Origin of the sequence: Streptomyces sp. NPDC048521 (assembly GCF_043199855.1) — a bacterium.
Lineage (GTDB): Bacteria > Actinomycetota > Actinomycetes > Streptomycetales > Streptomycetaceae > Streptomyces.
On sequence record NZ_JBICWR010000026.1, the window covers coordinates 1 to 19,777 of the forward strand.

Genomic DNA, 19,777 nt, shown 5'->3' on the forward strand with positions numbered 1-19,777 from the left:
CCCCCCCCCCCCCCCCCCCCCCCCCCCCCCCCCCCCCCCCCCCCCCCCCCCCCCCCCCCCCCCCCCCCCCCCCCCCCCCCCCCCCCCCCCCCCGCGGCGTCAGCCGCCCACGTGCCAGCTGAAGCCCCCGTTGTGCGCCGCGACGGCGAAGAGCACCAGCCACAGCACCACGTCGACGATGCCCAGGACGATGCCCGCCTTCGCCATGCCGGCGCCGTTCTTGACCGCCGCCTGACGCCGGGCCACGGCGCCGAAGACGATGGCCAGCGGACCCAGGACGATGTTCAGGAGGAAAAGACCGACGATGCCGCAGCACAGGCTCGCGATCGCCAGGCCGTTGGTGCGCGAACGGGAGGAAGCGGCAGAGGAACCGCCGTAACTCGCCATGACAACTCCAGGTTTGACGGTTGTCGGGCCGAACGGCCCACGATCTCCTTGGTTTTCGCTCGGCCAACCGAATGCCCTGTTCTGACGCTCCCATGTCGACGGCGCGTCCCGGCCGGACGCGCACCGGCGACCGATCTTGTGCGGGACAGGCATGCATGCGGGAGGTCGGGGTAGTCGGCGTTTCGTTGACAACACCAGCAGTTACGGACCTATCCGGGAGGGGAACACCATGACACCGCAGACCGTGGCGGACCAGGAGACGCGGACGGCAGCCGAGTTGCCCGAGCTCGCCGACCCTTCGAGCGTGGCTCCCCGGGACGCACGCGAGTTGTCCAAGGTGTTCTTCGACCAGTTGGCGGTGCTGGAGGAGGGCACGCCCGAGCACCAGTACGCCCGGAACACGCTGATCGAGATGAACATGTCCCTGGTCCGCTTCGCGGCCGCCCGGTTCCGCAGCCGGGGGCCGGAGGAGATGGAGGACATCGTCCAGGTCGGCATGATCGGCCTGATCAAGGCGATCGACCGGTTCGAGCTGACGCGGGAGGTGGAGTTCACCTCCTTCGCCGTGCCCTACATCGTGGGGGAGATCAAGCGGTTCTTCCGTGACACGTCCTGGGCCGTGCACGTCCCGCGGCGGCTGCAGGAGGCCCGGGTCCAGCTGGCGCGGGCCACCGAGGAACTGCGCAGCCGGCTGGGCCGCACGCCGACGGTGAAGGAACTGTCGGAGCTGATGTGCCTGTCCGAGGAGGAGGTCGTCGAGGCCCGGCTGGCATCCAACGGCTACAACTCGGCGTCCCTGGACGCGGCGATCAGCAGCAGTGAGGACGGCGAGACGGCGCTGCAGGACTTCATCGGGACCGAGGACACGGCGCTGGAGCTGGTGGAGGACTTCCACGCGCTGGCACCGATGATCGCCGAACTCGACGAACGGGACCGGCTGATCCTGCACCTTCGCTTCGTCGAGGAACTCACCCAGGCCCAGATCGGTGACCGCCTGGGCGTCTCCCAGATGCATGTGTCACGCCTGCTCTCCCGCACGCTCAAGCGGCTCAGGGAGGGGTTGCTGACGACCCAGTGACACGACCGTCGGCCACGAGCCCGCCGCACGAGCGGCGGGCTTCGTGCGTTCGACGTGCCGTCGTTCGGGCCGGATCGCTGTCACGTCCGGTCTGCGAGCCGTATCGCGGCTCCCGTGTCCGCCGGGGACGCGACGGCGGCCGTACCCCGGTCACGGCTCGGCCCGCCCAGCCGGCCCCCGCCGTCCGTACGGCGGCCCGGGGCCTGTGCCGGGTGCTGCGGGGGCCGGATCAAACGTCACGCGCCGTGCGGACGGTCGTACGGCGCTCATGCGGGGGACGCGGCGGACCAGGCCGACCGGTACCCGACCTGGCGGATCAGGGGACCAGCAGCGTCTTGATGGCACGGCGTTCGTCCATGGCCCGGTAGCCCTCGGCGACCTCGCCGAGGGGCAGGGTCTGGTCGAAGACCTTGCCCGGGTCGATCCGTCCGCTGAGGACCCGCTCGATCAGGTCCGGCAGGAAACGCCGCACCGGAGCAGGGCCACCGCGCAGGCCGACGTGCGAGAAGAACAGTTCCTGGCCGTCGATCGCCACGTCGTGCGGGACGCCGACGAAGCCGACGTTGCCGCCGGGGCGGGCGCAACTCAGAGCCTGCCGCATGGCCTCGGGGGTGCCTACGCACTCCAGCACGGAGTCGGCGCCGACGCCGATGACCCGGCCCGGGTGATCGCGGTCGTCGGTTGGGCCGACCGGCGTAGCGGGTCCGGTGGGTGAAGGCCGCGACCGGTGATCGCCGCGACCAGCCCCTCGCACCGGCCACCACCCAGGAAACCGTCGCTCACGCGGGTGCGGAAGGCACGGCTGTTCCAGGTAACGGCAGTACCCCCCGACCGGGACACGGCGGACCTAGCCTGGAAGGCGTGGACAGCAGGAACGAGATCAAGGAGTTCCTGGCCTCCCGCCGGGCCAGGATCACCCCCCAGCAGGCCGGACTGCCGGCGTACGGAGGCAACCGCCGGGTGCCCGGGCTGCGGCGCGAGGAAGTCGCGATGCTCGCCGGCATGAGCGTCGACTACTACGTCCGTATCGAGCGCGGCAACCTCGGCGGTGTCTCGGAGACCGTCCTGGACGCGCTCGCCGATGCCCTCCGGCTCGACGAGGCCGAGCGCGCCCATCTGCACGACCTGGCCCGTGCCGCGAACCCCGAACCGAGGCGGCGGCGGCGCGCGGGCCGGCAGCAGACCCAGGTCTCGCCGAACGTCCAGCGGATCCTCGACTCGATGACCGACGCGCCGGCGTTCGTCCGCAACAGCCGCCTCGACTTCCTCGCCGCCAACCGCCTCGGCTACGCCTTGTACGCGCCGCTGTTCGCCGACGGGCGCGTCCCACCCGTCAACATCGCACGCTTCCAGTTCCTCGACCCGCGCGGCCGCGAGTTCTTCGGCCTGGACCCGGAGAGGGCGACGGACAACACCGTCGCCCTGCTGCGCACCGAGGCCGGCCGCAACCCGCACGACAAGGCCCTGACCGATCTCATCGGCGAACTGGTCACCCGCAGCGAGGACTTCCGCACCGCTTGGGCCAAGCACAACGTGCGGCTGCACCAGACCGGCTTCAAGCAGGTCCACCATCCCGTCGTCGGCGACATCACCCTCGCCTTCGACGCCATGGAGCTGCCCGCACAGCCCTCGCTGACCGTCTCCGCGATGAGCGCGGAACCGGGGTCGCGCGACGCGGACGCCCTCAAGCTCCTGGCCAGCTGGGCCGCGACCGCCGAGGACGCGCTGCCCTCGGGCCGGCAGAAGGGCTGCCCGCGGTCCGTGTGACCACGGCGGGTACGGCAGCTCGGCCGAGGGAGAAGACCGCTGCCCTACGAGCCCGCGAGGTCGGTGACCATGCCGGCGATCGACATCTTCAGTCATCTCGGCCCTCGCCTCCCGGCAGGAAGCGGCGAGTCGAGTCCCTGGCAGCGGCGAACTCGGGGACCTCGCCCATGACCGCGTCCGCACCACGCTCCTGGCCACCGGCATCCTCTGCCTGGCCAGCGCCACCGCAGACCGCTCCGTGGCAAGATGACGGCATGCTGATCCGAAAGGCCGATGCCGCGTAGGCGTCCGAAGGCTGTCCGCGCCGAGCGATGGCGGCCGCGCAGACACGTTCCCGTGCAACGCATCCCCGGCGTCTCCGCCCTCACCCGCGCTGCCGTCCGGCGCCTGGAGGACGAGTGGATGGACCGGGATGCCGTGGCCGAGGCACTGCGTCTGTTGGAGGAGGCGTTCCAGCAGCCGGGCCGCTTTCTGAACGCCACCGAGCCGCCGCAGCCCGGCCTTGAGGTCGAGGACGCGCGCGACACCTTGGAGGAGGCCATGCGCCGGCTGCCTGCCGGGGCCCGGCGGGATCTGCGGCGGCTGGTGCGACGCCTGGACACCGAGTTCGAGCGTCGTACGCTTCCGGACCCCGGCCGGATGCCCGGGTGGACGGCCGGGCGCTGGTGGTGGTGGCGCGTCCGGGAACGCTGACGGGCGAGGCCTGCCGCAGGGCCGCTGTCCGTCGGGGCACACGGTCCGGTACCACCGGCACCGCCGGCCTGGCATCATCAACCGATGACCGACTGGGAGTGGGACGAGACCCTGTTCGCGGGCTCGGCCGCCTATTACGCGCAGGGCAGGCTGCCGTACGCTTCCGGGTTGGTGCCGCTGCTGGCCGAGGTGCTGCCGGCCGACGGCCACGGACGCCTCCTCGACGTGGGCTGCGGACCGGGCACGATCACCGTCCCCCTGGCTCACCTGTTCCACGAGGTCGTCGGCGTCGATCCGGACCCCGGAATGATCGCCGAGGCCGAACGCCGGGCCACCGCCGCAGGGGTGGCCGACAAGACGCACTGGGTGCGGATCCGCGCCGAGGACCTGCCGGCGGGCCTCGGCACGTTCACCGTGGCCGCCTTCGCGCAGTCCTTCCACTGGATGGACCGCCACCGCGTGGCGCAGACGGTGCGCGGCATGCTCCGTACCGGCGGAGCACTGATACATCTGTCCGACCTGAAGACCGAGACCCGCACGACCGAGGGCCTGCCGTACCCGGCCGCGCCCTACGAGGACATCGCCGCACTGGTCAAGCGCTACCTGGGTCCCGTCCGCCGCGCGGGCCGCGGCCTGCTGCCGCACGGGACGCCCGGGGACGAGGCGGCGGTGCTCGCCGGGGCCGGATTCCTCGGACCCGAGCGGCATGTCGTCCCGGCCGGGCAGGTCCTGCGGCGCACCACGGACGACATCGTCGCCTGGACGTTCTCGCTGTCCTACTCGGCCCCCCATCTGTTCGGCCCCCGACGCGAGGCCTTCGAGATCGACCTGCGCCGCCTCCTGGCCCTGGCCTCCCCGATGGGCCACTTCTCCGAACGGGCCCCCAGCACCGAGGTGTTCCTCTGGCGAAGTCCGTAGCGAGTACGGTGCCGGCGCTGCCGCCGGAGAGATCCGTCGACATCGTGCTCGGACGGGAAGCGGCCCTCGTCAGCGGTCTGTCGGAGCACGAGCGTGCCCAGCTCATCGCCCTGCTGGACAAACTGGTGAACGACGTCAGGGAGAGCACGGGTCACCGAGCGGGCTGATCGGACCCGGCGACATCGCGGTCGCCCGGACGGCATCCGGTCGCTCCGGCACGGCGACAGGCCCGCTCCTGCCGGCACGCACGTGCCCGCCCGCCACGACGCGATCCACGTCACGGCGGGCGGATTCTTACGGTCTCCGCGGCGTTCCGTCCCGCACGCGCCGACGGCTAGCGGTCCTGCCGCGTCTCGTTCCGCTCCTGCGCGTCGGCGTCCTCCTCCTGCGCCTCACGCATCTTCAGCGGCTCTCCCGCCGCCGTCCCGCGCCCTGGCTGGTAGCCCTCCTCGGCGCTCGCCGTACCGGGGATCTTCCGTTCCCGCGCCTGGCTCTCCGCGCCGGAATGCGCCCCCGGCTCGTCGGCGTCGCGCGCCCGTGCGTACCTGTCGCGGGCGTCATCGCTGTGACCGGTCATGTTCGTCCTCCGCTCTGCGACTCGGCTCGGCCGGGTTCCCCCGGGGGACCCCGGGAAACGGTGACCGCCGCCGTCACGGCACGGCCGTGGATGCCGGGGCGGTGCGCCTCAGGCCCGCGCCGGGCCGCAGGACGCTGATGCCGGCACGGCGGTCCGGGCGCGGCGTTCGGGGCGCCAGGTGGCGACGAGAGCCGCGGCGAGGAGGAGTTCGGCGATGTCACCGCCGTAGTACATGATCTCCGCGCCGCCCTGGACCTCGGGGACGGGAGCGTGGACGTCGACCCAGAACCCGCCGTACATCAGCTGGGCCATGACGGAGTGCGCGGCGATGGCACAGCCGAGGAAGATCAGCCGGGCGCGCACGCCGAGGCGGCGCGGGGCGGGGTCAGGACCGGCGATGGCATGGGCGAACAGGCACCCCGACAGCAGGAAGTGCGCGAGCAACAGCCGGTGTCCGGCCGGGTGGGCCATGGCGACGGTGAGGAGCGGCGTGAAGTACAAGGGCGCGAGGCTGCCCGTGGACAGCAGCAGCGCGACGGCCGGATGAGCGAGGAAACGGGCCGGGCGGCTGTGCAGGAGGGCGGTGAGACGGCGGGCGCCCGGCGCGGGAAGGGCGCGCAGCAGGAGGGTGACCGGGGCACCGAGCACCAGGGCGAGCGGGGCGTACATCCCGATGAGCATGTGCTGGGCCATGTGCCCGCGGAAGTCGCTGTGGGCCAGGGACGCCACCGGCGGCAGCAGCGCCACCGACAACAGGGCGAGGCCGGTGAGGAAACCCACGCCACGCCACGGGCTCAAGGCCCGTACCGGGTTCCGCCGTCGCGCTCGGTGCGCCAGCACCACATAGCCGACGGCACAGGCCGAGAGGGCCAGTGCCGGCAGCAGGATCTGCATCTCCCACAGGCTGCCGTCGGCCGGATGATGCGTGTGCGGTGTGCCCTCGTGCATCAGGCGACGCGCCCGGTTCGCCCGGAGCCCGGGGCCGCCGCGGGATCGATCGGCCGTCCACCGCGCCGGAGCAGCAGGCCCCCCGCGATCAGCAGCGCCCCGAGGACGAGGAAGCCCATGTCCCACCACACCTGGTGCGGCCCGCCGTGGACGTGGTGGATGCCCAGGATCTGGTGGTCCAGGATGCCCTCGACGAGGTTGAAGATGCCCCAGCCGACCAGGATCCAGCCCCACAGGACCCGTGAGGTCCACACCCGGCGCCGCTCGGTCGTCACCCGCGAGTACAGGATCGCCAGACCGGTGAGGACGGCGATCCAGCACACGGTGTGGAAGACGCCGTCCCACACGGTGTTCATCTCCAGCCCGGAGACGGTGTGCGGGTCGTAGTACTTCACGCCGATGCGATCGTGGTTGGTGCTGGTGAGCATGTGGTGCCACTGCAGGAGCTGGTGCAGCAGAATGCCGTCGAGGAACCCGCCCAGCCCCACACCCAGCACGATCCCGGGCAGTTGAAGGCTCGTCGGCGCGGTCTCGGCCCTCGTTCCGCTCACGCTGGTTGTCATGACCCTCGTCTCCGTCGGCGTCGGCCGTCCCTATGAGGAACTACCAGTTCCCCGGCCGCAGCGCCGTACCACCCTCGGCCATATGCCGTTCGCGTGCGGTGCGCACGCACGCACCTGGGCACCGCCCACCCGGCGAGCCGGAAACCGCCTGGGGTTCCGCGGGGGAGTGGTTCCGCCCGCCCAGGGGTACCCCACCCCTGCGAAGAGAGCACCCCCCGGGAGCGGCGGTGGTGCCTCCGGCTCCGGCGAAGGGCGGGTGACCATGCCCGGGACCAGCGACGACACCAGCGCCGACGCGCTCGACATCCACTTCATCGGCAACGCGACCGTGCTCCTGCGCTACGGCCCACTGACCCTGCTCACCGACCCGAACTTCCTGCACCGCGGCCAGTACGCCTACCTCGGCTACGGCCTGGTGAGCCGACGCCTGACCGAGCCGGCCGTCGGACCGCGGGAGCTGCCCCGCCTCGACGGGGTGGTGTTGTCCCATCTGCACGGGGACCACTGGGACCGCCAGGCCCGCCGGCACCTGGACCGCGGCGTTCCGGTGCTGACCACACCCCATGCCGCGCGTCGGCTCAAGGTGATCCACGGCTTCGGCCGGACGGCGGGACTGCGCACTTGGCGGGGGCTCACCCTGGCGCAGGGCGGGGTGGAGGCCAGGGTCACGGCACTGCCCGGCCGGCACGCCGGCCACCGGGTGCTTCGAGGTCTGCTGCCTCCGGTGATGGGCAGCATGATCGAGTTCGGCCCCGTCGGGCGTCCACCTCGGCTGCGGCTCTACATCTCGGGCGACACGCTCGTGTACGACGGCCTCGACGAGATCGCCGAGCGCTTTCCCGCCGCCGACCTGGCCGTCCTGCACCTGGGCGGCACCCGGCTCCCCGGCGGGTTCGTGGTGACCATGGACGGCGCGCAGGGTGCGGAACTCTCCCGGCGCCTCGGGCCCCGCAACATCCTGCCCGTGCATTACCACGACTACACGGTGATGCGCTCGCCTCTGTCCGCTTTCCTCGCCGAGGCCGACAGACTCGGACTCGGCGACCGGATCGTCCACTGCGGTCACGGCGGGCGCGCCAGGCTGACGGCCGCGCCGGGAGCGGTTCCCGTGATCCTGTGACCGGCGATCGGGCGGCACGCGCGGTACGACGGTGGGGTGCGCGGGCGGTAGGAGGACGCGGACGGGGTAACCGGAACGGCGAAGGGCAGACGAGCTGTCACGAGGAGCGGCTGATGACCGACGACGCCTATCTCTTTCTCGTGGAGGACCCGGCCGAGCAACTGGGCTTGCCACCGGCCGCCGTGGGCGAACTGACCTGCATGGAGACCGCCTCGGTACGCGCGTGGCTGGACGCGCAGGGCGTGGCGGTGACGTCCCCGCACGTGCGGGTGGTGCCTCTGGAAGCCACGGACGCCATTCCCGAGAACGCGGAGCGGCTGTCGGTCCCGCTGAGCGACGAGGAACTGAGCCGACTGCGGCACCGGGCGGCTCCGCAGCCCAGGTGAGGAGGAGCGGATCCGCAGTCCCTGCCGGGCCCTTGGGACGAAGTCGGTGGGCAGGGCCGGTTGTCCGGGCGGAAGCCGCCGTTCGGATCACCCGAGGCGGCCCTTCAGGTGATTGCCTGACGCCTCTCGAGCCAGGCAGCGGGGGCAGGGGTACGACGTCTCAGCAGAGGACGAACCCAGAACCCCGTGAGGAGCTTGGCGATGTACGCTGCAGTCCGGCGGTACGAAGGGGTGACCGATCCCGCCGAGGCGGGACGCGTCGTGAACGAGAGGTTTGTGCCGCTCATGCGCGAGGTCTCCGGCTTCGTGGCCTACTACTGGCTCGATGCCGGGGACGGGGTGATGGTCTCGACGAGCGTCTTCCAGGACCGGGCCGGTGCCGAGGAATCGATCTCGAAGGCGACGGACTTCGTCCGGGACCACCTTGCGTCACTGCTTCCCAACCCTCCCCAGGTCATGGCCGGTGAGGTTGTGGCTTCCGCATGGCAGGCCGCGGACTGACCGAGCAACTCGGCTACCGGCCTGCCGCCGGCCTCACCGACGCCGGCCTCAAGTCGGGCGGCATCGCCTGTCACGGCCTTGTCGCCGACCGGGCGCGCCCGACGGAGACGTCCTCCGCCTGGTGGCCGCCCACCGCCGGGCCGCTGAACCCGCTCGGTCCTGATGCTCACCGCGCTCGATTCGCACGCCGAACCGGCGGCCCTCGTCGAGGAGGGCGCGGAACGACTACCTGGTCAAGCCCTTCAGCACGGCCCGAACCGGCCACCCGGATGCCCAACCTCGCCCGCGCCCCCGTGGTTAGGCCTCCCGGCCGCGCGTCGGCGACCTGGAGCGGGGCCGAGGCGACGGCCGGTACACCCGCGCCGGGGTACCGCTGTCCTTGACCGTCACGGAGGCTGTGGTCCTCCAGGGCCCTGATGCCGGCCGGCGGCGCGCTGGTCACCCCTGACCAACCGGCCAAGTGCTGCGCCGGCGTACGGCACCAGCCGGAATCCCACGCGGTCGACGCGCTGCTCGGCCGACTCCGCCGTCGACTCGGTCCCGGGACCCGATCCGGAACGTCCGCGGGATCGGCTACCGCCTGGTCGACCCTGCCTGAGACAGCGACCCTGGCGGTGAACTCTGCAATTCTGGCTGCCCTGACATTGCGGACACGACCTAGGGCAGCCCCCAGGCCGGGCCCGGTTCGGTCAGGGCGACGGGTGCGATGACGAGGCCGGGCCGGGCGCCGGAGTGGACGAGTACCTCGCGGCCCTTGGGCAGGTCGATGGAGAGGGTGCCGTCGCCCAGGTCACGGGTGCGGGCCGGGCTCCCGTCGTCCAGCAGCACGGTGAGGGCCCCGCTGAGACCGTGCCGGAGTCTGAGCGGCTCCCCGGCCAGGCTCTTGACGCGGATGAACCGGGTCGCACCCGCCTTGCGGACGGCGCTGACCAGGAAGGCGCCCTGGGTGCGGAAATCGTGCAGGGTGACGTCCGCCCAAGCGGCCGGGACGGCCGGGAAGACGCGGATCACCCCGCCCCAGCTCTGGCAGAACATGTCGTGCAGGGACTGCGAGGCGGACAGCGGCGTCTCGATGACCGGACCGGCCTCCGTGTAGTGGGTGTTGGCCCGGCAGGGGTAGCGGGTCGTGGGGTCGAAGAACTTCCGCAGGTAGGTGAGCGCCGTGTCTCCGTCGCCGGTCATCGCATACATCGAGGCGGCCCCTGTGTAGCTGTAGCCCCGGTGGGCGCCGGTCAGCGCGTGCCAGTGGGCCACCGACTTCGCGATGAGGTCGCGGCTTTCGGGCTGGTCCCAGTGGACGAGGTACAGCGGATACACCATCAGCAGGTGCGAGTAGTGCCGGTGGGACTGCGCGTACGGTGTGCCGGCGCCGATCATGAAGCCGTTGTCGTCGACCGGGTACGGTGTGAGCCTGGCCAGCACCTCCTGCCACCGCGGCCGCAACTCGTCGTCCAGGCCGAGTAGTTCGGCGGACTCGATGAGCGTCTGGCAGCCCCAGCGGATCAGCGCCAGGTCGTAGTTGGTGTCCTGCGGCGGCACGACGGGGTATTCGGGCGAGAGCGTGCTCGGCAGGTGGAGTCCGCCGTCGCTGCCCGGGGTGAGGAAGTGCAGGTAGTAGTTGATCGCCCGGCGCAGCACGGGGTAGATCGTGTCGCGCAGCAGGGCCTTGTCCATGGAGTGCCGGTAGGACAGCCACACGTTGTGCAGCGCCCAGGTGAGGTCGCCGGTCTCGGCACCGGTGCCCGGCTCGCCCACGCCGCGGTTGGCGAACATGTCGGAGCTGCGGCCGACGCCGGAGCTGTCCGGGCGATAGGCGGCGGGCACGTTGGCGATGAGCTGTTCCTGATTCTGGCGCAGGGTGGTGGCCAGGGAGTCGAGTTCGGGGTGGTTGAAGCCATGGATGAGCCAGTACTCCAGCTGGACGTTGAGGTTCCACCAGACCGCGGGCCAGGGCGTGGGTTCCAGCCACGGTCCGCAGGTGGCCATGACGGGGCCGCCCGCGCGGCTGGCGGAGGCGACTTTGTAGAGCTGGATCCAGTGGAAGCTCTGCAGCCGCTGGTCGGGGAAGGAGACGAAGCTCTTTTGGTAGAAGGCGTGCCACCAACGGGTGTGCCGTCGCCTGAGGGCGCTGTACGACGCCGCGCGTCTGAGGTTGCGCAGCGAGGCGGCCTCGGCGGCGGTGCCGGAGGGGAAGCTGTGTCCGACGCTGACGAGCAGCTCGTCGCCGGTGCGGCGGTACGCGGTGGCGGTCTGGCCGCCGCCGGTGAGGGACTGGAGCACCTGCTCGGTGCCGTCGGCGCAGGTGCGGGTGGTCCAGGGCGGGTGGGCCGTGTATCCGGAGGGCGGGGCCTCGCTGATGCGCCGGGGGCTGACGGCCTCCTCGGGGTGGAACGTCCAGGTGACCCGCTCGCCGCCGTCGGCCGTCACGCGGACGGCCAGTACCTCGTCGTGGATGAGGGCGGAGAGGGTGAGCGTGCCCGCGGTGGTGGTGACGGTGCCGGTCAGTTCGGCGTTCCACAGGCTCAGCCGCCAGTCGACGGCGGTGACGGTGCCGGCCGGTTCGAGCGTGAGGTGCCCCACCGGCAGCCGGCAGGTGCCCCAGCCGCTGCCGAACCGGGGCCGGTGGTCCCGGACGCGCCGTGCTGGACGGTGAAGCGGATCCGGTCGGCGCCCGGTTCCCGGTAGATCATGCTGCCCAGCAGTCCGTCACCGAGGAACGGACCCTCGTACCAGAGGGCGGGCAGCCTGCTCCAGAGCAGGTCCTGACCCCGCAGGAACCCTGCCCAGGCAGCGTCGGTGGTCATGGTGTCGCGCAGTGTCCACGGGCTTCTGCCGCCTCCGGCCGCGGCACCACCGGCCGGCTCCGCTGGTAAGAACTGCTCGGCCTGGGCGGTCCCGGGCAGTGCCGCCACTGCCGCTCCGCCCAGCGCGGTGCCGAGTACGGTTCTGCGAGCCACCGGTGAGCGTTTCTCCGGCTGCGAGGTCATCAGCTTCCTCCATGCCTAACGGTACGCGAAACATCGGGTGTATCGGCGAACGTAGGCAGAGATCATGCACCTGTCAATCGCGAGGAGCGGGTGGAATTCGGCCAGACCCTGGCACACATCCGATGTATCGGAGGGCGCCGCCGACTCTCAGTTCAATGAGGTCGACATGGCAGCCGGAATGGCGCAGGGTTCACCTCATGTCTGATCTCCCCACACCGTGGCCGGTCGGCTACCGGAGCCGGTCGGCAACCCCGGCCGACGTGCAGGCGGTTCATCGCTTGGTCGCCGCGTGCGAGCGCGAGCTGCTCGGCCGCGCGGTGACCGGCATCGATCGCATCGCGGCCGATCTCGGCCTGCCGGACCAGGAACCGGAGTCGGACACGGTGCTCGTGCACGACTGCCAGGGGGACCTGGTCGGCTGGGGCCGGGTGCGGGGGCGGCGGACCCGGATCCATGTCCATCCCGATCACCGGGGGCGGGGCCTTGGCCGTTCGCTCCTGGACTGGTCCGAGGCGCGGGGCCGGCAACTGGGGAGCGACCGGCTGTCCCAGTCGGTTCCCGACAGCGATCCCGCGGCGAGCGCGCTCCTGCGGTCCAGCGGGTACGTTCCGCTCGTCACCGAGTGGCTGCTGGCGATCACGATGCCGGTCGAACCGGAGGTGCCCGAGCCGCCGTCCGGCATCACCGTACGGCCCTTCCGCCCCGGTGACGAGCAAGCGGCGTACCAGGTCACCGAGGACGCGTTCGACGAGTGGCAGCAGCGGCGCAAGACCTACGCGGAGTGGGCCCGCCTCACGGTCGAAGGCGCCACGTTCGAACCGGCCGCCTCACCCCTGGCCTTCGCCGACGGCCAGTTGGTCGGAGTGGTGCTGTCCTCGGACGTCCCCGGCAGCGACGAAGGGTACGTCGAACGGGTCGCGGTACGGCACGACCACCGCACCAGGGGCATCGCCCGCACGCTGCTGCGGGAGGCGTTCCGCACCTTCTACCACCAGGGGAAGCGGACCTGCACGCTGTGGACGCACACGGACACCGGCGCGCTCTCGCTCTACGAACGGATCGGCATGACGGTCCGACGCAGCTCCACGGTCTACAGCAAGGCGCTCATCCTCGAACAGCCTGCCGGGGGCCCGCAGCGCGGAGAACCCTGAGGAGGTCCACCGCGCAGCGGGCGGTCGGGCGCGGAACGTCGACCGGGTCCGGTGGCGGGCCGATAGCGCGCTCACCCGACCGGTCGGACGGGTAGCATCTAGGCACTCGGCACGGGGGAGAGGGGCGGATGTGTCCTTCCGTTACTACCTGTACGTCAGCGATGTCAAGGTCGACATGCTGCTGTCACAGATCGATCCGAAGTGGGCGCGTAAAAGCGTCACGGAGCTGAGTGTCGGCCTGAAGATGGTCGGCGCCAAGCACAGCGTCGAGAGCGAGGGCCCGGACCGCTTCACGCGTCTGGAGCGCGTGTTGCACCATCTGGCGGACCACGGCGACCTGGGAGACGTGGACGAGCCCGGCCAGTACGTGCAGGGGGTGCTTCCGATGCAGTGGGGTCCCATCGGCGACGGGGACGCCGTGTACTTCGGCGGGCACACCGCGCGGACCATCGTCGGCCTCGGGGGCTCCACGGCACACGTCCTGAGCACGGTTGCGGGCGAGACACCGGCCGGGCACCGGATGAGCCCCTCGCTCATGCCGGCCCTGCTGCCGCAACTGGCCACCCTCGCCTCGGGCGGCGACGCCCCCGACCCGGACGCACTGGGCGCCGTCGTCCGGGCCAACTCCGCGCTGCGCGGACCGGTACAGCTCGTGGAGTTCGTGGCCAAGCGGATGCTCCACGGCCCCTGCCCGTACCCCGAGTTGTATCCCGGCGAGGACAGGGCGGTCCTCCTGGGCAGCCCCCTCTACGTCGCCCTGGCCGAATGAGGTGGCTCCGCGGGAACGGGACGGACGGCACCGGACCGTCGGTGTCGTCACGGATCGACGCCGCCTGTCACCTCATGCTGGAGCTGGCCATCGACCCGTTGATGCTGGAGGTCGATGCCGATACCGCCCGCATGGTCGCCATGATGGACGACACCGCGTTGCGGCGGCGCAGCCGGGGACCGTACACGCCGGACAACCTGCCGCCCGAGGCGACGGAGACGATCGACTACGTCATGCTGCGTCTGTACCACAACCCTGAGCGCCCCGCGTTCACGGTCGAGGGAGGCGGGCCCTGGCCCTCCCTGCTGGTGCGGTTCGCGCACAGCAGGGTCGTGGTGCGCTATGTCGTGCCGGAGGCCGCGCCGCCGGTGTACGTGCGCGCCCCCGGCGAGATGGACCTGAGCGGAGCGCTCCGGATGGCTCTCGAGAAGCTGGCGGACTCCCTGCGCGCCGTTGCTGACCGGCTCGGCGCCGAACCGCCCCTCACGGTGTCGCTGAGCTACCCGGACGACCCCGACTACGAGGCCAACCTGGCACGGTTCCCCGAGGACCTCCGGCACGCCGTGGCGCCCGTCATCCCCACACTCGACATCGACAGGAGCGGATTCTCGGCCAGGCAGCGGGCCGTGCACGACGAGGCCCTGCGGGCCAGCACGTTCAAGGGCGGGTTCGAGAAACTGGGCCGTACCGGATTCACCATGAACGTCGGCGGAGCCCACGTCCGGGACAGCGGCGGCTGAGACACCTCGGGCCCGGGTACGGTGGGGCGCCGCCGGTCGTCAGGTGGCTTCCTCCAGGGACCGGGCCAGTGCGGCCGCCGTTCGCACCCTGACGTCCGGGGTGTCGACCAGTGCCGTGTCGATCGCCTCGGCCAGGCGCCGCGGCACCGACGGGACGCGGTCCCGGACCGGGACGACCGGCTCGCGCAGGGCGATGGCGATCGGGTCGCGGTCGGGCGGGAAGTCGCGCGGTGTGGCACCGGTGAGCATCCAGTACAGACAGGCCGCCGTGGCCCAGACGTCGACCTCGGGGCCGGCGTACTTGTAGCCGAGCAGCTGGGCGCGAGCCGTGAACGGGATCGTCCCGCCCAGGGCGCCGGTCCGGGTGTGCCCGGACAGGCCCGCACGCTCGAACGCCTTGGCCAGCCCGAAGTCCGCGAGCTTGACCAGAGGGTGGCCGTCGGCGGCCGTCCCCGCCAACAGGATGTTGGCCGGCTTCACGTCCCGGTGCACCAGGCCCCGCGCCGACGTGACCGTGCCGTCGGACTGCCGGGGGGAAGGCAGCTCGGCCTGGTGGGCGTAGGACAGGCCGGAGAGCACCTGCCGGACGACGGCCAGGGCCTGATCCACCGGCAGCGCACCTGCGTACCGGGCGGCCCAGTCCTCGAGGCTGCCACCGGGACAGTACTCGGTGGCGAAATAGAACGCGTTCATCTCGTCGCCGTCGGCGCGGTACGCGACGATGTTCGGATGGCGCAGGGCGCGGATGCCGACGAGTTCGCGGCGGAAGGCGAAACGCGCGTTGTCGTCCACCGGTTGAGGGGCGAGCATCTGCTTGAGCGCGACGAGTTCCCCCGATGCCAGATGCCGGGCCAGGTGGACGACTCCCTGGGAACCGCGCCCCAGCTCCCGGAGGAGTTCGTAGCCGGGGATCGACACCGGCGGGCGACGGTCCGGCTCCTCGGGGCCGGCCGCCGTCGTGGCCTCCGGCGGCCCGGTGACCGTGATCAGCAGCCGTACGTCACCGATGCGGATCTCGTCGCCGTCCGCCAGCGGCTGCTCGACGAGGGGCCCCAGACGGCCGCCGTTGACGTGGGTGCCGTAGCTGCTGCCCAGGTCGCGCACCCGCAGCCGCGGCGGGTCCACGTCCAGTCGGCAGTGCCGTCGGGACACGCCAGGGTGACCGTCGGGAATGCGGATCCGGCACTCTGCCGACCGACCCACCTCACACGTCACCGGCTCGCCGAAGCCGTACTCCATGACCCCCGTGCGCGTGTGCACGGAGACGGTCACCCGCGCGGTCACCGGTCCTCGGCCTCCTCCCGCGTGGGCACGGGGTGGTCCGTGGGGTCGTCGCCGGCGAAGTCGTAGTCGAAGTCCAGCTCCCACAAGCGGATGCCGGGCCGGAGGTCGGCGGAGACGAGGTTGCGGCCGTCGGCGGTGAAGGTCACCAGGGTGACGGACTCGGGGTGGCCTTCGAGGGTGTGCAGGCACCGGCCCGTCCGCACGTCCCACATCCGCAGGCTCCGGTCATGGCCGGCGGTGACGACGTAGTTACCGTCGGGGCTCACGTCGAACGCAGCATGTCGCTCGGGCAGTTCACACACCGTTCTCCCTGATCCCGTGTCCCACACCTCCACCTTCAACAGGCCGGGACTGACGGCGATGCGTCCGTCCGCGCTGAGCGCCAGCGGGCCGGGGCCGGTCTCACGGTCGTACAGGTGCCGCCGGGTGCGTACGTCCCACGCCGACAGGGTGCCGACACAGCTGACGAACAACCGGCTGCCGTCCGGGGAGAACCTCACCTCGGGGTCGACCCCACCGAGCGGGCACGTCAGCAGCGGAACGCCGGTCCTCGTCGCCCACAGCCGTGCGGTGCGGTCCTCCAGCCCGGCCGAGGCGGCGAACCGCCCGTCGGCGGTCAGCCGGACCACCCCGACGGGACCGTCGTGCGCCAGCATCGTGCGGCCCTGGTGCGGAGAGACGGCCGTACGATCCTGTCCGCCCCCGCGCAGATACCACAGGCACAGGGCCCCGCCGTGGTCGCCGACCAGCGCGTGCTCGCCCTTCCGGTCGAGGGCGACCACCTTCACGTGCCCCTGGTCGCCGTACAACTGGGCGCGTCTGGTGCCGCTCTCGAAGTCCCACACGTGCGCGGCCCCGCCCCAGTCGGCCGTGACGGCGAGGCGGCAGTCCTCCGCGACCAGCACGGTGTGGGTGTTGGCCACCCGCTCCGGGAACACGTGCGCCTGCTGACCGGTCTGCAGCTCCCACACCCGCACGCGCCCGTCGGACCCGCCGGTCACGGCGAGTTCCCCGTCCAGACTCAGTCCGAGGCTCACCTGCTGGGTGAGGACGAGACCGCCGCTGAGGTCGTAACGCTGCCAGATGCTCAGCAGGTCCGTGCGCCTGCCCGCCGAACGGCCCAACTGCGCCCAGATCTCCCGCAGTTCGGGGTGGCGTTCGAAGCCCGGAACGGCGCGTGCGGCCCGTACCTGTTCGGCGGCGGCCCTCACCCTGCCCTGCTCGGCCAGTTCCGCCGCGCGTTCCACCATGGCGTCGACCCGCGTCTCGTCGTCCGTGAGGGCGACCGCGGTGCGCGGGCGCGCGTAGCTCCAGGGGGCCCGGTACCCGGGCGGGGCGAGGTGGTGGAACTGGACGCCGCCCCACTCGTCGCCCAGCACGACGACCCGGCCGTCACCGCTGACCGCCACACAGTCGAGGTGTATCGGCAGGGTCATCCCCGTCATGGGCTCGACCAGGACCTCGGGTCGGACGGTGCGGACGCAGCGGCCGGTGCGCGTCTCCCAGACGCGCATGGGCTGGTCGGTGGATCCGGACGGGATCGAGACGCCGAGCGTGGCATCGCTGTTCAGGGCCACCCGGCAGTAGGCGCCGAGCTTGTCGGGCACGGTGTCGCGGACCCGGTCGGTCCGGGTCTCCCAGATGCGCACGCTGGCCTGGAGGCGGCCGCTCAGGAGTGCGTACGTGCCGTCCGTGCTGAGCGCGATCAGACTGATCCCGGTGCTGTGCATGTCCGCCGACTTCACCAGGCGGCTCAGCGGCCGGCCGGTGGCGACCTCCCAGGACACCACGCTGCCCTCCTCGTCCGACGCCGACACCGCGACCCGCCCGTCCTCGGTGAGCGCGACGGCGGAGACGACGGAGGGCTCGCTGTGGATCTCGGGCAGGATCCGCCGGGTGGAGGGGTCGAGTCTCTGGTACGTCGAGGGCGGGTGCTCCAGCTCGCACACCACGCGTCCGCCCGGCCCCGCTTGTTCCGACCTCAGGTCCCAGACCTCGATCGGGCCGCCGTCGCGAGCGACCACGGCACCGCCGGAGCCGTTCAGCGCGACCGCGACGACCGCCGAGCGGCGCCCGCCGAACGCGCTCAGGCGCCTTCCGGCCGCCACGTCCCACAGTTCGACGGATCCCGTGCGGTGCCCGACCAGCGCGGTGCGTCCGTCGGGAGCGAGCGCGACGGCGGTGACCGGCGCGCGCGCCTCGTCGCTCGGCTCGGGCGGCAGCACGTACCGGCGGCGGTTGCCGGCCGGCTCCCACACGCACAGGCGGCCGTCCTCCCCGCCGGTCACCGCCACCGAGCCGTCGGCGCTCACGGCGGCGGCCCGCACCGAGCCCTGGTGTCCCTTCAGCCGCTCGCACGGATGACCGGACCCCCGGCGCGCCAACTCGGCGCGCGCGGCCGCCACTTCCGGTACATCCGGTGCGTCCGCGAGCAGCCCGCGGGCCGCCTCGTCGTCGCCGCGCTCGACATGGACCAGGCCGAGCAGCTGGTCCACCTGCGCGGGCTCGCTGTGCAGGTCCCGGGTCGTCCGCAGGTCGGAGAGGACGTCCTCGTCGGACAGCGAGGCCCGCCGCCAGCGGTGCAGGGCCCAGTTGTAGACCGTGGGCAGATGGTGCGGGTCGACGTCCTTGGCCGTCGCCCACAGCTCCTCGGCCTCCTCCGTCCGGCCGAGGTCGAGCAGTGACAGGGCCTGGTTGTTCAGACCGGCGGCGAGCAGGCGCGCCTCCTGCGGCACCACTCGCGGGTACGGCGCGCCGACGACCTCCTCGTAGAGCCGCGCCACGGTCCCGGCCAGCTCGTCCAGGCGGCGCGGGCGCCGCGCCGGGTCGACCTCGAAGCACCGCCAGAGCAGATCGGCGAGGGCCGGGGGCAGCGGGGGCGCCCCCGGGCCGGGCCGCCCGTACTCCAGAAAGCTCGCGAACACCTCCGGTGCCGTCTGCCCGTACCGGCACGGTGGGGAGCCGACGAACATCTCCAGCACGCACAACGCCCAGGACCAGACGTCGGTGGCACGCGTGAGCGAGACCCCCGCGCCGTACCTCGCCTCGGCCTGCTCCGGCGAGCAGTACGCCGGTGTCATCCCGCCGTAGCTGGCCAGCAGACTGCTCTGCGGTGGCAGGACCGGGCGCTCACCGGCCGCGGCGCGGGCACCCGCGAGACCGAAGTCGGTGACCTTCGCCGTCCAGGCGGCGCCCGTGTCGACCATGACGTTGGCCGGCTTGACGTCCTGGTGGATCAGGCCCTGACGGTGGGCGTGGTCGATGCCCCAGGCGATCTGTACGGCCATGTCCAGGATCCGCGCGAGGACGCCGACCGGGTCGGTCCCGCCGTCCTCGTACAGCCGCCCGTTCCGCACCAGGTCGGCGAGCGAGCCGCCCTCGACCCACTCGGCGAACACGCACGGCAGGTCCTCGACCCGGCGGACGTACGCACATCCGACGACGTGCGGGTGCAGGGCCAGACCGACCCAGGTACCCGCCTCGGACTCGAAGCCGCTGCGCCCGGCCGCCGTGGCCACGAGTTCGGGGCGCGGCACCTTGACCGCCAGTTCCGTGTTCCAGCCGCGGTGCCGGACGCGGTACACCAGGCCCATGCCGCCGCCGTCGAGGACATCGAGCACCTCGTACAGGCCGAGGACGACGTCCCCGCGCCGCCAGTTCCCCATCGCCATGCGGTCAACCATGCGCGGCTGCAAGCGGATTGACAACCTCGACACACCCACGCCCGCACGCCACCGGCGACGCCCGTGCGACAGGCGGGCAACGCGACCGCGCCCGTCTCCCCCCGATCGAGCGGTACGTGCTGCCGGGCGCGACGGCCGTGACGGTGACGGCCGCGGTACCTCACCTCCGACGGCAGAGCGGCCTCGGCAGGGCCCAGGCCGCCACCCCGACGACAGCGCCCTTTG

General features: G+C 72.1%; 16 protein-coding genes and 3 pseudogenes. 11 read left to right on the forward strand and 8 right to left on the reverse strand.

All coding sequences use genetic code 11. The features are described from left to right. Positions 1-99: 99 nt before the first annotated feature. On the reverse strand, positions 100-387 hold the full coding sequence (locus ACGFRF_RS37505) for a DUF4190 domain-containing protein (protein WP_393747879.1): 288 nt from the start codon (positions 385-387) through the stop codon (positions 100-102). 229 nt (positions 388-616) lie between these two features. Between ACGFRF_RS37505 and ACGFRF_RS37510 the strand changes: the two genes are divergently transcribed. Then, a complete protein-coding gene (locus tag ACGFRF_RS37510; RefSeq protein ID WP_393747881.1) occupies positions 617-1,465 on the forward strand; it encodes an RNA polymerase sigma factor SigF in 849 nt (282 codons plus the stop codon). Between the two features lie 316 nt (positions 1,466-1,781). Here the strand turns inward: ACGFRF_RS37510 and ACGFRF_RS37515 are convergent. Further along, a pseudogene (locus tag ACGFRF_RS37515) lies at positions 1,782-2,114 on the reverse strand (zinc-binding dehydrogenase); the annotation flags it as partial. A 212-nt stretch (positions 2,115-2,326) separates the two neighbouring features. On the opposite strand from ACGFRF_RS37515, the gene ACGFRF_RS37520 reads away from it, so the two are divergent. From ACGFRF_RS37520 to ACGFRF_RS37535, 4 genes are all read left to right on the forward strand, one after another. After that, on the forward strand, positions 2,327-3,232 hold the full coding sequence (locus ACGFRF_RS37520) for a helix-turn-helix transcriptional regulator (protein WP_393747883.1): 906 nt from the start codon (positions 2,327-2,329) through the stop codon (positions 3,230-3,232). A 336-nt stretch (positions 3,233-3,568) separates the two neighbouring features. After that, entirely contained in the window at positions 3,569-3,925 is a 357-nt protein-coding gene (locus tag ACGFRF_RS37525) for a hypothetical protein (RefSeq protein ID WP_393747885.1), read from the forward strand. A gap of 84 nt (positions 3,926-4,009) precedes the next feature. Then, entirely contained in the window at positions 4,010-4,843 is an 834-nt protein-coding gene (locus ACGFRF_RS37530) for a class I SAM-dependent methyltransferase (RefSeq protein WP_393747886.1), read from the forward strand. 44 nt (positions 4,844-4,887) lie between these two features. After that, positions 4,888-5,010 (forward strand): hypothetical protein, encoded by a 123-nt coding sequence (locus ACGFRF_RS37535; RefSeq protein ID WP_393747888.1) that lies wholly within the window; start codon positions 4,888-4,890, stop codon positions 5,008-5,010. 167 nt (positions 5,011-5,177) lie between these two features. Here the strand turns inward: ACGFRF_RS37535 and ACGFRF_RS37540 are convergent, their stop codons facing one another. The 3 genes from ACGFRF_RS37540 to ACGFRF_RS37550 form a co-directional block, all read right to left on the reverse strand. After that, complete coding sequence (locus ACGFRF_RS37540) at positions 5,178-5,420, reverse strand: hypothetical protein (protein WP_393747890.1); 243 nt, start codon at positions 5,418-5,420, stop codon at positions 5,178-5,180. Between the two features lie 108 nt (positions 5,421-5,528). Further along, entirely contained in the window at positions 5,529-6,368 is an 840-nt protein-coding gene (locus ACGFRF_RS37545) for a cytochrome c oxidase assembly protein (RefSeq protein WP_393747892.1), read from the reverse strand. Continuing rightward, positions 6,368-6,931: a DUF2243 domain-containing protein gene (locus ACGFRF_RS37550; RefSeq protein ID WP_393747894.1), complete on the reverse strand. Its 564-nt coding sequence runs from the start codon at positions 6,929-6,931 to the stop codon at positions 6,368-6,370. The genes ACGFRF_RS37545 and ACGFRF_RS37550 overlap by 1 nt, the downstream gene beginning before the upstream one ends. A 262-nt stretch (positions 6,932-7,193) precedes the next feature. On the opposite strand from ACGFRF_RS37550, the gene ACGFRF_RS37555 reads away from it, so the two are divergent. From ACGFRF_RS37555 to ACGFRF_RS37565, 3 genes and pseudogenes are all read left to right on the forward strand, one after another. Beyond that, on the forward strand, positions 7,194-8,051 hold the full coding sequence (locus ACGFRF_RS37555) for an MBL fold metallo-hydrolase (RefSeq protein ID WP_393747896.1): 858 nt from the start codon (positions 7,194-7,196) through the stop codon (positions 8,049-8,051). A gap of 113 nt (positions 8,052-8,164) precedes the next feature. Then, positions 8,165-8,428 (forward strand): annotated as a pseudogene (locus ACGFRF_RS37560) (DUF6003 family protein); the annotation flags it as partial. Positions 8,429-8,638: 210 nt separating this feature from the next. Further along, positions 8,639-8,938 (forward strand): hypothetical protein, encoded by a 300-nt coding sequence (locus tag ACGFRF_RS37565; protein ID WP_393747897.1) that lies wholly within the window; start codon positions 8,639-8,641, stop codon positions 8,936-8,938. A gap of 657 nt (positions 8,939-9,595) precedes the next feature. Here the strand turns inward: ACGFRF_RS37565 and ACGFRF_RS37570 are convergent. Then, a pseudogene (locus ACGFRF_RS37570) lies at positions 9,596-11,925 on the reverse strand (Tat pathway signal sequence domain protein). Between the two features lie 197 nt (positions 11,926-12,122). On the opposite strand from ACGFRF_RS37570, the gene ACGFRF_RS37575 reads away from it, so the two are divergent. The 3 genes from ACGFRF_RS37575 (at position 12,123) to ACGFRF_RS37585 (ending at position 14,585) form a co-directional block, all read left to right on the forward strand. Beyond that, positions 12,123-13,076: a GNAT family N-acetyltransferase gene (locus ACGFRF_RS37575; RefSeq protein WP_393747899.1), complete on the forward strand. Its 954-nt coding sequence runs from the start codon at positions 12,123-12,125 to the stop codon at positions 13,074-13,076. 130 nt (positions 13,077-13,206) lie between these two features. Next, positions 13,207-13,845, forward strand: coding sequence for a DUF7019 family protein (locus ACGFRF_RS37580; RefSeq protein WP_393747901.1), 639 nt, complete (start codon positions 13,207-13,209; stop codon positions 13,843-13,845). Positions 13,846-13,886: 41 nt separating this feature from the next. Continuing rightward, on the forward strand, positions 13,887-14,585 hold the full coding sequence (locus ACGFRF_RS37585; RefSeq protein WP_393747903.1) for a hypothetical protein: 699 nt from the start codon (positions 13,887-13,889) through the stop codon (positions 14,583-14,585). 39 nt (positions 14,586-14,624) lie between these two features. On the opposite strand, the gene ACGFRF_RS37590 is transcribed toward ACGFRF_RS37585, so the two are convergent. Continuing rightward, positions 14,625-15,869: a protein kinase gene (locus ACGFRF_RS37590; RefSeq protein WP_393747904.1), complete on the reverse strand. Its 1,245-nt coding sequence runs from the start codon at positions 15,867-15,869 to the stop codon at positions 14,625-14,627. Further along, on the reverse strand, positions 15,866-19,540 hold the full coding sequence (locus ACGFRF_RS37595) for a WD40 repeat domain-containing serine/threonine protein kinase (protein WP_393747906.1): 3,675 nt from the start codon (positions 19,538-19,540) through the stop codon (positions 15,866-15,868). The genes ACGFRF_RS37590 and ACGFRF_RS37595 overlap by 4 nt, the downstream gene beginning before the upstream one ends. Positions 19,541-19,777: the final 237 nt, after the last annotated feature.